Source organism: Bifidobacterium sp. N5G01 (genome assembly GCF_002742425.1).
Classification (GTDB): Bacteria; Actinomycetota; Actinomycetes; order Actinomycetales; family Bifidobacteriaceae; genus Bifidobacterium; species Bifidobacterium hominis.
Window position 1 is genome coordinate 852,247 of record NZ_NJNP01000001.1, and the last position, 14,913, is coordinate 867,159.

The 14,913-nt window shown below is 54.7% G+C and carries 11 protein-coding genes; 3 read left to right on the top strand and 8 right to left on the bottom strand.

The genetic code is table 11. The annotated features are described in order from the left end of the window. Positions 1–270: 270 nt before the first annotated feature. Together CE168_RS03650 and CE168_RS03655 are read right to left on the bottom strand one after the other, a co-directional pair. Positions 271–765, bottom strand: a complete 495-nt coding sequence (locus tag CE168_RS03650) for a MarR family winged helix-turn-helix transcriptional regulator (RefSeq protein ID WP_099571133.1) — start codon at positions 763–765, stop codon at positions 271–273. Between the two features lie 126 nt (positions 766–891). Next, positions 892–1,857, bottom strand: coding sequence for an aldo/keto reductase (locus CE168_RS03655; RefSeq protein ID WP_099571134.1), 966 nt, complete (start codon positions 1,855–1,857; stop codon positions 892–894). 555 nt (positions 1,858–2,412) lie between these two features. Here CE168_RS03655 and thiS point away from each other — a divergent pair. The 3 genes from thiS to CE168_RS03670 all read left to right on the top strand — a co-directional run bounded on the left by thiS (position 2,413) and on the right by CE168_RS03670 (position 4,445). Continuing rightward, positions 2,413–2,607, top strand: coding sequence for a sulfur carrier protein ThiS (gene thiS, locus CE168_RS03660; RefSeq protein ID WP_099571135.1), 195 nt, complete (start codon positions 2,413–2,415; stop codon positions 2,605–2,607). Between the two features lie 127 nt (positions 2,608–2,734). Beyond that, positions 2,735–3,448: a sulfur carrier protein ThiS adenylyltransferase ThiF gene (gene thiF / locus CE168_RS03665; protein WP_099571136.1), complete on the top strand. Its 714-nt coding sequence runs from the start codon at positions 2,735–2,737 to the stop codon at positions 3,446–3,448. 82 nt (positions 3,449–3,530) lie between these two features. Further along, a complete protein-coding gene (locus tag CE168_RS03670) occupies positions 3,531–4,445 on the top strand; it encodes a thiazole synthase (RefSeq protein ID WP_003833695.1) in 915 nt (304 codons plus the stop codon). Positions 4,446–4,572: 127 nt separating this feature from the next. On the opposite strand, the gene CE168_RS03675 is transcribed toward CE168_RS03670, so the two are convergent. From CE168_RS03675 to CE168_RS03700, 6 genes are all read right to left on the bottom strand, one after another. Then, positions 4,573–6,087, bottom strand: a complete 1,515-nt coding sequence (locus CE168_RS03675; RefSeq protein WP_180753673.1) for an amino acid permease — start codon at positions 6,085–6,087, stop codon at positions 4,573–4,575. Between the two features lie 484 nt (positions 6,088–6,571). Then, a complete protein-coding gene (locus CE168_RS03680; RefSeq protein WP_099571138.1) occupies positions 6,572–7,078 on the bottom strand; it encodes a hypothetical protein in 507 nt (168 codons plus the stop codon). A gap of 332 nt (positions 7,079–7,410) precedes the next feature. Continuing rightward, positions 7,411–8,964, bottom strand: a complete 1,554-nt coding sequence (locus CE168_RS03685; RefSeq protein WP_180753674.1) for a SpaA isopeptide-forming pilin-related protein — start codon at positions 8,962–8,964, stop codon at positions 7,411–7,413. Between the two features lie 154 nt (positions 8,965–9,118). After that, a complete protein-coding gene (locus CE168_RS03690) occupies positions 9,119–12,805 on the bottom strand; it encodes a DUF7604 domain-containing protein (RefSeq protein ID WP_180753675.1) in 3,687 nt (1,228 codons plus the stop codon). Positions 12,806–13,194: 389 nt separating this feature from the next. Continuing rightward, on the bottom strand, positions 13,195–14,214 hold the full coding sequence (locus tag CE168_RS03695) for a class C sortase (protein ID WP_236824305.1): 1,020 nt from the start codon (positions 14,212–14,214) through the stop codon (positions 13,195–13,197). A 143-nt stretch (positions 14,215–14,357) separates the two neighbouring features. After that, entirely contained in the window at positions 14,358–14,819 is a 462-nt protein-coding gene (locus CE168_RS03700; RefSeq protein WP_099571141.1) for a hypothetical protein, read from the bottom strand. Positions 14,820–14,913 lie beyond the last annotated feature (94 nt).

A 14,913-nucleotide genomic window follows, 5' to 3' on the forward strand; every position in this document is an offset into this window, starting at 1 on the left:
TTTGCGATTGATGGATTGGTTGGATCAACTACATGAGTTGATCGAATTGCGATTAATGATTTACATAAGTCCTATTGAATTATCTTACGATATTTAATTACTTACAATGTAAGACAATCTCATATTTCTGTGTATTTGCTGAGAGCGATTCTTCTCAGCTCGGTCGCGCGCGGCCAACATATACCATTCGCGACACACTCCAGGCCATTTGGCCAAGCTTACAGTCGCGAACGGCACATGTTAGGCGCACACTTATGCGACGGGCAGTCCCTACGCCGGATCTTCAGTATTGGCCTGCGCGAAAGCCCGCTTCACCTCTTCGGCGGTAGGGCGGGGCCGACCGGGGATGCAGATGGTCATATATGTGGCGAATTCTTCGGTAAGGTCTACAAATTCGCGCGTGCGACGCTCCCCCATCTGCGAAAAGACCCAGCAAATGGCGTCGTACATATCCTCACGCTGCTGCTTGGCCTTCGCCCGCCCCTGCTCGGTGAGATTCACATGCACAATGCGGCGGTCGTTGGGATCGACCTCACGCTCGATCAGACCCTTTTTTTCCAACGCAGCCAACAGCGTGGAAATCCTGCCAGACGTGACTTTCAACGCAGCGGCCAACTGCGACGGCGTCTGCGCACCCCTGAACTCGAGCTCGCGAATAATGAATGGCTCACCCTTGGAATCGCGCGACATCGCCTGCTGCATCTGCGACTTTTTGCCCCAGACCGCTTTCATCAACCTGTCAAACGACTCCCGCTCGAAGCCCACGCTTCACCTCGCCTTATTCAATGCTCGCTAGTTACATCTCAATAATATCTTTTACTATAAACATTTTTCCCCGATCGCAGCATGCGAGTACAGAAAAACGCACAAAAAGGAAACGATAAACGATAATCATCGAGGAAGAATCACAAGTTCCTCTTGAGTGAGCTGAAGTTGCGTTGCAGCGAAGGAATCGTTGATTTCCTGCGGATTGCGAGCGCTGGGAATGGTGAACAGACGTTCGTAACGAGTCAATTCCCACGCCAGCACCACACGCTGGTAGGAGCAACCACGTTGCGCGGCAACCGTGCGGAACGGATCGTACGCGCTCTGATCGAACGTATCGAGGAATCCGCCGAGCGGCGACCAACAGACGAATGCGAGCCCCAATTCGGCGCAATGCTCCATCGTATGTTCCGGATCGGGATGCGACGGCGAGAACTGGTTTTGCACGGCAACCAATCCGCTGCCAATAATGCTGCGTGCAAGGTCGATCTGCTCGTTATTCACACGGGAGATGCCCGCATATTTGATCACGCCTTCGTCGAGCAGCTGTTTCAACGCGCCGCATTGGTCTTCGTAAGGCACCGCGGGGTCGGGGCCATGCGAATACAGCAGGTCGAGCGTATCGACGCCCAAGTGCAGCGCGGACTCCTTGGCGTCACGAATCATGGTTTCGGGGCGGGAGTCGGCAATCCAACCGTAGCGGCTGCCTTCGGCCTGCAAACGCTGGCTTTGCGGGCGGCTCTCATCAGCGCCCACCGCATACGTGCCATCAGTAGCCGCGACCGCTTCGCAAGTACGGCGATACCCGGTTTTGGTGGCGACGAGCACTTCATCTCGGGGGCCATTCCACGAAGCGAGCGCATCACGCACCAACTTTTCGCCGTACCCCAAATCTTCCGCAGTACCGGTGCCAGGCTCACTCGGCAGATAATATGACCAAGCCGTGTCCAAATAGCGAACACCCGCGTCCAAACCGGCATGAATCGTACGAATCGCAGTATCGCGATCCGGGCGCCCTTCAATCGCTAAAGCCATTGTTCCCATGCCAAGCCGAGGAATCGTAAATCCTGCCAATTCACCGTTCATCATCATCTTCCCCTTCCTTGCAAGAACATAGCCGATTCGTACACGTTCATCTCAAGACTAACCCAACGTGAACCGGCGCAAGCTTGTCGGGCGCGTGCGCGAAGATAAAAACACAACCGAACGGGAGCCGAAAGGCTGAGAGGGAGCTCATAAAGCTTCGACCGAGGACTTGATGCGGGTAATGCCGCCGTAAGGAGACGGGTTGTTCACGCCGCAAAGCGTATCTCATCTTCCGTTCGCGATAACCGAATATCGCGTGATTAGGGTCACGGAGGGGCGCACCACCTCATAGGGTACGGTTCCTTCGGCGACCCTTTTTTCGTACCAACCTTGAGTGTCCGATTCTGCAGAAACGGGCGCACAAGCGGCTCAAATAAGCACCTAAGTGTCCGATTCACCAGAAACGGACATCCGTGGACTGAAATAGATGCCGTGCGTGTCCGATTCTGCAGAATCGGACATTTAGAGACCAAAAATGAACCTCCGGATGTCCGATTCACCAGAAACGGACACTTGGAGTGCAGGAAGCATGTGTCACGACAGACACAGAAGGGAACCGCAATGATCATCAACGGTAAGGAAGAGGACGTCGCCACGCCAATCACCGTGGCCGAACTGATCGAAAACAAGGGATTGCGCGCCGACCGCGTGGCTGTCGAGCTCAACGGCGAAATCGTGCCTCGCACCCAGCGTGCGCAGACGCAGCTCAAGGGCACCGATACGTTGGAAATCGTCACGTTCGTGCAGGGCGGCTGAACTACTTTCAAAATTTCTTGCGATTACGACCGGCGCAATACGCGCGTAACAATCGCAAGAACATACAAAACACGGCCAACCCGGCAAAAACAACGCACGAACGGAAAACGAGAATACGAGAACAACCATGACTTTTGAACCATCCGCATCGCAGGCGCAGATCGACGCCCGCCAGCACGCTTTCGACAACCAGCCCGACCCGACCACGCTCGTCAGCCGCGAAGAAATCCGCGCAGCCCTGCTCGACCGCCATACCGCAGCCACGCAAGACAAGCTCGACGGGGCGCACGTGGCCATTTGTGGCTGCGGTGGTCTCGGATCGACGATTGCGGTGGCATTGACCCGCATTGGCGTCGGCCACCTGCATTTGATTGATTTTGATCGCGTGGATATGACGAATCTGAATCGTCAACAGTTTTTTTTGAAGGATCTCGGCCAGTACAAAACGGAAGCATTGCGCAGCAACTTGCGTCAGATCAATCCTTTTATCGATATCACCATTGATACCGTGAAAGTGACCGACGAGAACGTGCCGACGCTGTTCGACAATGAAGATATTATTTGCGAAGCGTTCGACGTGCCGGAAAACAAGACGATGCTGGTGAACGCCGTGCTTGAGAATCTGCCGAATAAGAAGTTGGTGAGCGCTTCTGGAATGGCAGGATTCCGCAGCTCCAATTTGGTGAATACTCGTCGCGTTTCAAAGAATTTCTACTTCTGCGGCGATGGCGAAACCGCTCCGGTGCCGGGTGCTGGTCTGATGGCACCGCGCGTGGGTGTGGTCGCCTGCCACGAAGCCAATATGATCACTCGCTTGATTCTTGGCGAAGAAGACGCCTGACAGCGGAACGCAACCACAAACGCAACCACAAACGCAAATTACAACGAATAACACGACACTGATCGCATAGTAAGGATTAACCATGAGCACCGAAAACACGATCACCACCGCGGAAAAGGACTTCGCGGCAGCACCGAACGCCACACTCGACGAGCTGGTCGGCACCACCACGAATACCGCACTGCTGCCGGAGCCGGATGCGCACGCATATGACGAAATCGCCACCGGTGACGCCGATCCGCTGATTCTCGGCGGACACAAGTTCACAAGCCGTTTCATTCTCGGATCCGGCCGCTACGATCTGAACCTCATCAAGGCGACCATTGAGAACGCAGGCACGCAGATCGTCACCATGGCGTTGCGCCGCTGCCGCACCACCGAAAACAATCTGCTCGACTACATTCCGAAGGGCATCACCATGCTGCCGAACACGTCCGGCGCACGCAATGCCGAAGAGGCGGTGCGCATTGCCCGTCTCGCGCGCGAAGTCTGCCAGACGGATTTTGTGAAGGTGGAAATCGAACATGAGGCGAAGTATCTGCTGCCCGACAATGAGGAAACCATCAAGGCCACGAAACAGCTGGCAAAAGAAGGCTTCGTGGTCATGCCGTACATGTTCCCCGATCCGATCGCGGCGAAGCGTCTTGAGGACGCGGGTGCGGCTTGCGTGATGCCACTGGGCGCGATGATCGGCTCGAATAAGGGCCTGCGTGCACGCGATTTCATTGAAGTGATCATTAAGAATTCCAATGTTCCGGTGATCATCGACGCTGGTATTGGCCGTCCGAGCCAGGCCGCGGAAGCCATGGAAATGGGCGCGGACGCGGTGATGGCATACACGGCCATCGCTTCCGCCGGCAATATTCCGCTGATGGCACGCGCGTTCAAGAAGGCGATCGAAGCGGGTCGCGAAGCGTATTTGTCTGGCTTGGGCAAGGTTACGGAAGATCATGCCGTGCCGTCCAGCCCGACGAACGAGGCCGACTACATCGGCTGATTTGCGCTGAATCCCATAATGGGGATTCGCGCAAAGACCATACTGAAAAGGGGCGTTTGCCGAACGTACGTGATGCACTCACGTTCGGCGAACGTCCCTTACTTGTATCCTGCGTTACCTGCAAACGCTACTGCTGCAAGGCTTCCTTAAGATCGCGATTCTGGAATCGTTCGTGCAGCAGGCAATATCCGCCGAACGCAACCAGCCAAATCAGACCGGCGATCGCAGAACCAATCGTGTCCGTCGACAGGAACAACGTGACATACACGAGCACAAAGAACGCGACCGCAATCCAATCAAACACCTGCCAAGCGGGCATGACGAAACCGTCCGGCAGAAAATCGCTGCTCTGACGATACTTGCAGTGGGCGAGCATCGTCAGCACGTAAATGAAAATCACCACGGCGCTAGCGGCCGAAGCGAACAGCACGAACGCGCCGGAAATGCCCGGAATCGCGTTGATGATCGGGGAGAACAGAATCATGCAACCCGAAGCGATGATCGCATTCGCAGGCACCTTGTGATCGGAAACTTCAGCCAAACGCGCCATCGCAGGCGACTCGGAATCAGAAGCCAGCTGATACAAGTGGCGACCTGCCGAATAAATCAGCGAATTCAATGCCGACGCGGCCGCCGTAATCACCACGAAGAAGACCAGTGCGGCAGCCCAATCAAGACCCGCATATTTGAACACCATGATGAACGGAGATCCGAACGAACCGTCGGAATTCTCGTGGAAATTGCGCCACGGCACAATAGCCATGATCGCAATCAGGGCACCCACGTAGAAGATCAGAATACGCATGATCAGCTCGTTCACGGCCTTCGGCAGCACCTCGCGCGGATTCTGCGTTTCCGACACCGTGACACCCACGAATTCGATGAGCTGGTAGGCGAAGAACACCATTTGGAAGCTCATGAAGAAGTTCATCCAGCCGTTCGGCGCGAGCTGGAAGCCGTCGGTGATGTTCGTGAGGCTCACCGTGGCGCCCGACACCGTGCCGTCCACGCCTTCGATGTGCGTGGCGGGGTAGCTGAAGCCGATGATCAGCATCACGATGGCGGTGACGATCAGGCCGACGATCAGCGTGATCTTGATCATGGAGAACCAGAATTCCGCCTCGCCGAACACTTTCACCGCAATCAGATTGATGCCGGTGAGCGCCACGAGGAAGCACAGTTCGATCAGCCACTTCCACGAGTTCAGGTCTATGCCAAATGTGCCGAAGAACGTTACGAAATATGTGCTTACGGCAGTGATTTCGGTCATGCCGGTCAGAATGAGCACGATCCAATACGTCCAGCCGGCGAACTTGCCCCACCCGCGGCCGAGATAGCGTGTGATGAAGTTGATGAACGTGTGCTGGCTAGGATCGCTGTACATCATTTCGCCGATGGCGCGCATCAGCAGGAACATGATCAGACCGACGCCGATGTACACGAAAATGATGCTCGGGCCGGTCAGTGCGATCGACTTACCGGAGCCTAGGAACAGGCCGGTGCCGATGGTGCCACCGATGGCGATGAACTGGACATGGCGGTTTTTCAGGCCTCGCTCCATTTCATTGCTTTGGTCGAGGCTTTCGACGGATTTGATGTGCGCGGCGCTTGAGCCCGCGGAATTGGTGTTCTCGGAAGTCATAATGTTCACTACCCTACCCCGCGAACCGCACATTGCGCCCGCCGAAGCTTTGTTTTTGGGCACGTACGCAGATTTTGCGGCACTGGCGCATCCCGTTTGTGACCAACCGTGCCCAGCCGACCACCTTATTCCCGTTTTTTCCACCTCGCCATACCCCCATACTGCCCTATCTCGCCTATATATGGCAGATTCCCGAGGTTGACCGCTGCTTTCTCGCTTATATATGGCACTTGCTCACGGCAAAACACCACTTAGGGGTACGTTTTGGGCGTATTTCCGTAAGCTGTCTGCCATATATATGCGAAATAGCTCATGACACATGTGCAAATCTGCCATATATAGGCGAAATACGCCCAACCGCTCGACCCAAATCGCGCCTTACTTGTCCGATTCACCAGAAACGGACAACTGAGACCCGTTTTTGCCTGTGTACTTGTCCGATTCTGCAGAATCGGACACTTATGAGGCATAACGATGGTCTGGGTCAGGCGGTGGCGGCGATTTGCCCGCGCAGTTCGGCGTTCACACGTTCCAGTTCATCGATGCGGCGAGCCTGCTGCTTGATGATGATGCTCGCCGTTCCCGAATCGATGCCGTCGTTGCCTTGCGTGTTGACGGGAATATGTTCCATCGGCCTGTTGGCGATGCTGTCGAGGTTGCGCCTCATCACGAACGCGTGTTCATACCGGTTGACAAGTTGCGCGATGATCTCGCTGTCACTCATGTTGCCGCTGCCGGCCACGGATTTGATGGCCGACGTTTTCCAACGGTCAACGCACCGTTCAATGCGCTTGTATCCGATGAGATCCGGCGGAAGTCCCGCTTCACGGAAGATTTTGGTCGGCGATTCGCCCGTCAAGTAGCGGATGGTGCACACTTGCTTGAACGAATCGGCGTAGGTGATGCGATTGCGCGTTACGTTGGCGACCGCCGGCAGTCCGCGCAATAGTTGGATTTCCTCGTCGCTGAATGCTCCCCCACCTCGTGCCATGACACCCGCCTTTCCTCTGTTTTCATGGACGTGCTTGCGATTGTAGGGTGGTATTGTCGCGAAATACCCCCACCCGTAACCCCTGTATGGTTGCTTTTTAACGACTGTTTTGCCACCTAGTTGCCACTTGCGGATACCTTTTTTATGCCGGATTTCGCCGTTTGGTACCGAATTTCACCCGCTTCGATCCCATATTGCCCCATACAAAACCTTCACCCCTAAAAAGTATGGAAAGGCACGAAAAGACATGAAAAGCGGGCATCCACGGATGGTTTCCGCGAATGCCCGCTTATTTCGTTTTTGCGCTTATTGTTTCAGCGATTGAGCGCGTATCAGCGCATGCGCTGGCGCGACTTGAGCGCGACGGCAACGCCGGCACCTGCCACGAGTAGCGCCACGACGGTGAAGAGGGTCGTGCCCGCAGCGCCGGTGAGCGGCAGCTGGGTGACGTTCTTCACGTTCTTGACCTTGTACGTGTAGTTACCGGAGACCTCAGCGCTCGGAGCCAAGCCCCAGATATCGGCACCTGCATACTTGACGGCCTTACCGTTCGCAATGGTAACGGTAAATGCAGCTTTGAGATTCTGCTGGAAGCCTGCAGGAACATTGGTCTCAGTGACCTTGTAAGTACCGTCCGCAAGACCCTTGAAAGTCACCGTTCCATTTGAATCGGAAGTCGCAGTAGCAGTGGACGGAGTCGAGGTACCACTCTGCCCTTCGATCTCAAAATCAGCACCAGCCAGAGCATTGCCCTGGGCATCGGTCTTGGTGAAGGAGAACTGACCGTTGGTGATGGAGGTGCTGTCGGTGGCTTTAGCACCATTGTCGGAGACCGTGACCGTGTTAATCACGGTCTTATTACCGGTGGCTTCCGTTTCGGTAACTGTGGCATCGTAGGTCACAGTGATGGCTGCACCTGCGGTCTGGTTCTCGATGGTAGTGATGGTGACAGTGAAAGTGCCATCCTCGTTTTTAGCCACGGTGTAATCCGTATCCTTGGCCAGCGCTTTATCGGCAACTTTCACCTTAAGGGAATCGAAATCCACAGTCTGGCCAGCAGACGGGGTATCCGTATAGATGTAGCCGTAATCGCTGTAGTACTGCGTGTTCTGCGGCACCTTGCTCGTAATGGTGTATCTCACTTTCTGGCCAACGGAAGCGGTGATGGCGTCCTTTCCATTCACCTTCTTGGTCACGGCAGTGGTCTGGTTCTTAATGTCCACAGTTGCCTCAGTGAGCGGATTCAGCACGCCATTCTCAACGTTGCCGGAGCCAACGAGGATTGCGATAGACGGAGTGGCATCCTTATTGGTGCCAGCCGAGTAATCCGCGTCCACAAACAGGTACAGACCTGCAGGGAGCGTCACAGTAGCAGACAAGCCATCTTTAGCAAGATTCTTGCCCAGATCAACTACAGTCGAATCGCCAAGCATATTGGTCTTGGTCTTCAGCGTTTCCACGAACTTACGGGAAGCACCGTTCTTCCATGCGCCAGTCGCCGTATCCTTGCTCGATTCCGTCGTATCCAGCACGCCTTCGGCGAGCGCCCAAGCCATCAGATCGCCGCCATCGGTCGGAACCGTCTTATTAGTGCCTGCAACAGCGTCTTCGAGCGCAGCCTTAATGCCGGATTGATCCGTCACCGTGCCGGCAGTCTGCACACCGTACGTTGCACCGCTACCAGTGCCGTACTGCACGTAGTCAGCGATCTTGTAGGCATTCAGCTTACGATTGATCAGCTGCTTGGCGTCCTGAGCAGTGAATGTGAAATTCACATTACTTTTGACGACAGTGCCGCTGCCGTCAGCCTGTGCGCTGGCCGCGCCCAGAGCCATGCCACCCAGCAACGTCGCAGCGGCGGCGATACCGGCGAAAAGTCTCCTCATCTTCATGAGAATCCCCTCTCTTGTGTTGTTTATGTTGTGTTTGTTTTTGCTAACGGGATCCGAAGCCCAACATGCTTCGCGATCCACAAATTTGTGATGAACGGCTGGGCTGCCCCGTGAAGGTTGGTAGGGCAGCCCAGTCCAAGGAACCGTCTCAGACGAGACGTTTCTTGCGATTCCAGATGCCAGCCGCACCAACCAGCAGTACTGCGAATCCGCCGATCGAGCCGCCAACCAGCAGCCATTGACGATCCGTGGTTCCGCCCGTCAACGGCAACGCCGATACCGCCACATACGTATTGGTGAATTTGGCGACATTCGCAGACTGATTATCAACAGTCTTGCCGTTGTCGTCCGTGACTTGCTTGATGCTCACTGTTGGCGTGCCCATATCGGCAGGAACGATCACGGTTACCGTGTATTCCGCCTGAGAATAGTGCAGGCCGGCAATGGCGTCGGTGGGCTTGGTTTCCTTCACCGTGTAGGTGTAGGTGCCATCGGTCTTGTATTCGATCTTGTCGAAGCTCGCCTCGTGCTTTGTGGTATTCGCATTGATCGCGACGGAAGTTGGCTTAGGCAATGGAGCGTTCTGGGCTGGGTCAGAGCCGGCAATGGTGAAGTTGAAGGAGTCACCTTTCTTCCATTCACGACCGCTGATGCTCTTGGACACCTTGATCGAACCTTCAGCCAACGTCGACTTCTTGTGAGTGTTGGTGACGATAACGTCCCATGTCTTCACATTGTCAGCCGTATTCGCGTCGGAATCGGCTCTCCACAGCTCGCCGGCAGTGATTCTCACCTCTTGACTCGTGTAAGAAGTTTCGTAGCCTTCAACGGTTTTTTCGACCACCTTATAAGTGTGACCGGGAGCTAGGTTTTCGAAGGCTGCCTTCCAACCCGTGTCAGCCTTTGCCGTAGCTTCACGTGAGTCTTGTCCGTCGACCTGCAGTGTAAACGTCACCGATGCAGGATTCCCTTCTGAGCTCGAATTGCCATCAGCATCAGCCCACTTCTTCTGCACTGTGATGGCACCGGTCTTGACCTGATCGACCGGCTGCTCTGCATAAGGCGCATCACCGCAGGCATGTGTTTCACCGTCACCCGAGTAGGCCAAGCATGCGCTGTCGTTGGTATGGAAACCAGGCTTACCTGCAGACGTGGCATTACCGGCAGCGTCGGAACCAGCGCTACCAGTCACACCGCCGTAGCCATCTTTATCGTTTCCAGCGTTCTTGTTCGCCGCATAATCGTCATACGCCTCCTGCGTAGGCTTGATGTCGAACTGCAGCGTGTAAGTCACACCGTCAGGAAGCGGATCCGTGCTCTTCGGCGATGCGGTAATCGTCTTATCACTCACCCTGATATTCCATTGCTTAGTTACGTTATCGCCACCATTGGTAACCACTTGTGCGGTTTCTGCAGGATTGGCACCAGCAAATTCAGCATATTTCGACAGCGTATCCTGAATGGTCACGCCGGTATATCCGTTGGTGGTCGTAATGGTTTGCTGAATGTCTTTGAAAACCTTCGACAGTCCAGAAGCCGTACTGGCGGTCTTGTAGTAGCCCTTGTTCGAGCCGCCACTAAGCGTTACACCAGACGAATTATCCCAAGCAATACTTCCATAATTCGGATAATTGCTGGACACCGCATTCATAAACACATTGGCTTTGCGTGTCTTATCTGACTGCCGATTGCACGAAGTTACGCTCGTGTTAGCATCAGAGAAGATGCCTACGCTGTACACACCAACATGCGCACCTTTCAGTTGCTTAGCGGTCGTCAATGTATCGTTCGCAACAGTATTGTCGAATGCCGTACTCGTAGTCGGCACACCATCGGTAAAGAACACTACATACTTGATTGCATTAGTTCGCTTGTCCTCATCCAAGGTGGACTTAGCTTTGCTGAAACCAGCCGCAGTATTAGTGGCACCCCCGGGATTTAAGCTTTTGACCTTAGCTTTCAGTTCCGCTACCTCAGGCGTAAGTCCGCTTAGCGCAACTGCAGAGTCATCAAAACTCACCAACGAAACCTGTACTTTGTTACCATCGTTTGCGATTGTCTTATTCTGCATATCAACGCCATCCAAGAAAGCGGTCACTGCCGTCTGCAGTGCTGCAGAGCGAACAACATTATCGCCTCTGCACGGGTACGGGTCGAAGAAGGAGGGCTGAACACCATTCATGCAGTAGTTCATCGAGCCGCTGTTATCGAGCACTAGTGCGATGTCGACTGGCTGGGAGACGGTTTGCGAAGTGCTGGATTGCTTGCCCGTCACGTTGAGGTTCAACGTGTACGTATCGTTGGCACCCTCCTTCTTGGCGATGGTCTTATGATGTTCCGGCACTCCAAGCGGATCAGGCTTGGCAGTCACCGTAAAGTGGCCCTGCACCGTATGATCGGCCTCAACAGTCATGTCAACGTAATGCAGACCGTTTTCATCTGTCTTGATATCAAGATCGGGAACAACCGTGCCATTGTCAGTACCTTCGAATGTCACGTCATACTTAGACCAGTCACCTGGATTACCTTCCAAGTAGAAGCGAACCGTCTTCTTTTCGCCTGCGCTAGCGAGGATCGGCAAAGCATCGCTCTCTGCCGTATTATTCAACGAGATCGAATCCGATTCAAGACTTCCGGCTTCATTATTCGAAACACCAGCCTTAAACGTTGTATTCGTGTCGCCACTCGCCAAACCATTTACAGTGACCCTCGCAACAGCCTGCGAGAAAATAACGCCGAACGCTGCGCCCTGCCTAGAGCCAAGGCCACTATTCTTCATCTCAATAGAAACCCAAGTTGGAGTGGACGTTGTATACAGACGAATGCCTTGAGGCACGCTGTCCCCATCCTTACCCGTGCAAGTTATGGTTTGATTGTTATTCGAAAATTGCGGCTTACAGAAACTGTAATTGCTATCGCCTGTTGGATAAGATCCCAGTTGCGTAATCGCGGAACTGGAGGTGTACACCATTTGCTCGTTTTTGTTGGTGCTTTCCGCATCCGCCATAACGAACGAATACTGCAGATTAGATACATTCTGACCGTTTTTAGTAATGGTGATATCTGAAAGCTGTATCTTCGAATCGTCCCGATTTCCATCGCGTTGATACAGCGCGGGCTTGCTTCCGGTTGGGAAATTAGAATATCCCTCAACACCGAAGATTGCGTGATGTCCAGCTTCACCTTGGTATGTACGAGCATCCCACGTTGGCACTCCACTGGCGACGACCGGACGGTTGCCGGAATAATACGCGGTAAATGACATGGTCAGGCCGCCGCCGAGATTCACGGTCATTTTTTGACCGGCCTTTGTTCTGGCGGTGTTTGAATTGAACTTGGACATATCAAGCCAGCACACGCGCTGCAAAGCATTCGTTCCAGCGTAAATACAGTTGGAATCAGTAGCATCCGCCACTACGGAAGGGCTATTTTGCTCGGCGTTGACAGTTTGCGGATTGGACTGTGCGGTGGTATCAGTCTGCGAGTTCGCATCCGAAGATGCAGCATCTCCGACATTTGCCGCATTCGCCGTGTTCACGCCGGCATCCGTACCCGTGTTGGTATCGGATTCAGTGCCCGTAGGGTCGACGGAAGTATCGCCCGCATTGTCAGTGCCCGCGTTATCCGTGGCGTTACCGTCACCGGTCGTTTCGTTAGCAGTGGTCACGCTCTGGTCCGTGGTGGTTTCCACAGTGGTCGGCGTATCTTCCGCAAGCGCGGCGGAGGTGGTGGCATAACCCATGCCGCCCAGCATGGCGACCGATGCGAGCACAGCCACTATACGTTTTGCAAGTCCTCCCCTGGGCTTCGCCTCATATTCATGTGCATGCCTCATGAGCATCCCCTTAAATCCTGTGCAATCACGCGTCTTACGACGCGCAACCTCTCTTCATGCCAAGATTCGCAACATCTTCTACGTGCCCGGAAAATCCTGACAGTGCTTCAACTCTGGAAGCTAGAGGAAAAGGGACTGCCATGCGTACACCCTAAGTGCGGGAAAGTCGGGTATCGCACAATCGATGGAAATTGCTGAATCGCAACACAAGTCACCCACGAAGAGCACCCGACGTTATCGCGAAGAAACGATGGGATAATCACTGCAATGACGCTTCTTCACACTTTCGTAACCATTAGTCAATAATGGCAATCACGCATGTTCTGTTCGCCAACCACATTTTTTATATTCAAATTGCATGTCAGACACGCCGTCATGCAGTAGCCGCGTCAGCCGCGCTTCGGCCACCAAGCAGCATGCCTGCGAATATGCCACGGCTTGCGTCGCAACCAAACCAACAGCATACCCAACACGAGAGTCGCAACACCTGCGATCACACCGATCGTACGAGCGTCCTTCACCGCGTCGTTTTCGGCGGGAATCTCATCTGGAATGGCGGAACGTGTGGCCGAAACCAGCAGACGGTGCGTGTTTACGCCATACGGCGTGCAGGTCATCAGGGTCACGCGATCCTCACCAGGCACGATTTTCAGCTGCGACGTGTCGTTCGGTTCGATCACCGTGATACGGTCCACCTGATAGCCGAGCGTTCGACCCATCACTTCGATGTAGAAATAGTCGCCGACACGCATTTCATCGAGCCGCGTGAACATGGCCGCTTCGACCAGTCCGCGATGCCCCGTGAGCACCGCATGAGTGTTCTTGCCTCCGACCGGCAGACTGCTGCCATACAGGTGGCCCGCGCCCGAAGCGAGCGCCGATTCGGAGGTGCCATGGTAGATCGGCAGTTTCACGGAAATTTTCGGAATACGGATCGTACCCATCACGCCACCGCCGGAATCCAGCAGACTCTGGTACTCCGCGTCCGCCGAACTGGCGCTTGCGGAACTGGCGTCCGCACCACTCTGGCTGTCCGATTCTGCAGAATCAGACATCTGTGGTCCACTTTCACCCACCTGATTGTCCGATTCCGCAGAATCGGACACTCTGGCACGCGATCCGCCGCGCACATCAGCGAACGGATCCTTCGCCTCACCCAAAATCGGCTGCCCGGATTCCGCAAGCCACTTGTTATAGTCCTGGGCCGCGGCGAACGCGTCATCTGCCTGCGGATACGGCCAGCCCGCAACCGTCTGCGCGGATCTTACCGACGTTTCCGACAGATCACGCGCCGACCAATACTGCAACATTGCCGGGAATCCGCCAATACAGACCGCAGCAACAATCAACAGCGCCGCAACCGCACGCATCGCCAGCATTGTGCCGCGAGCGTGACGTCGTTGACGCATTTCGTCGGCAACATCAATCGCCTCTGCAAATGACAGAAAACAGCCAGCCGTCAAAAGTCGACCGTCCACCGAAACTTCCTCGGACGACGGCTGGCGACCGTCATGCCATTCCACCGCTTTCTCCATCTCACGCAAGCGTGCCGTCACCCGACAAGCTTTCGCAGCACACGTTCCAGTTCGTCGATGCGCAATGCTTGCTTCGCAATCAATTCGTCGCACTGGTTGATGATGAGCTGCGCCTGGGTGAGTTTTGAAAGCATATCCTGCGATTCCATTTCCGATGATTGCGCGTCATCGCCCATAAGATCATGATGACGGATGATGCGCAGATCGTCGCGATTGGCACGCTCACCGCCGCGACGGTCGCGTTCTCCCTGCTTTTTCCAGCGTGCAATGCACCGCTCAATGCGTTTGTATCCGATGAGTTTCGGGTCGAGACCCGCCTCGCGGAAGATGGCGGCCGGCGATTCGCCCGCATTGTATCTGCACATGACTTCGATGCGGAAACTGTCAGCATACCGGATATGCGACGCGCTCACGCTTTCCACTGCGGGAAGGCTGGCCAAATATGCGCGCTCCTTTGCGGTGAATTTTCCATCAACCATTCTTCCCTCCCCCTGTATTGCCTAAACAGCTTGGTTCAGAATCATATCGGAGCTTTCCCCATTGGTACCCTCGTTAAAACCCTCGAATAAAGCC

Coding starts and splice junctions, on each gene's coding strand:
- CE168_RS03655 (WP_099571134.1), bottom strand. CDS start 1,857: ATGATGATGAACGGTGAATTGGCAGGATTTACGATTCCTCGGCTTGGC.
- CE168_RS03670 (WP_003833695.1), top strand. CDS start 3,531: ATGAGCACCGAAAACACGATCACCACCGCGGAAAAGGACTTCGCGGCA.
- CE168_RS03680 (WP_099571138.1), bottom strand. CDS start 7,078: ATGGCACGAGGTGGGGGAGCATTCAGCGACGAGGAAATCCAACTATTG.
- thiS (WP_099571135.1), top strand. CDS start 2,413: ATGATCATCAACGGTAAGGAAGAGGACGTCGCCACGCCAATCACCGTG.
- CE168_RS03675 (WP_180753673.1), bottom strand. CDS start 6,087: ATGACTTCCGAGAACACCAATTCCGCGGGCTCAAGCGCCGCGCACATC.
- CE168_RS03700 (WP_099571141.1), bottom strand. CDS start 14,819: ATGGTTGATGGAAAATTCACCGCAAAGGAGCGCGCATATTTGGCCAGC.
- CE168_RS03685 (WP_180753674.1), bottom strand. CDS start 8,964: ATGAGGAGACTTTTCGCCGGTATCGCCGCCGCTGCGACGTTGCTGGGT.
- CE168_RS03690 (WP_180753675.1), bottom strand. CDS start 12,805: ATGAGGCATGCACATGAATATGAGGCGAAGCCCAGGGGAGGACTTGCA.
- thiF (WP_099571136.1), top strand. CDS start 2,735: ATGACTTTTGAACCATCCGCATCGCAGGCGCAGATCGACGCCCGCCAG.
- CE168_RS03695 (WP_236824305.1), bottom strand. CDS start 14,214: ATGCGTCAACGACGTCACGCTCGCGGCACAATGCTGGCGATGCGTGCG.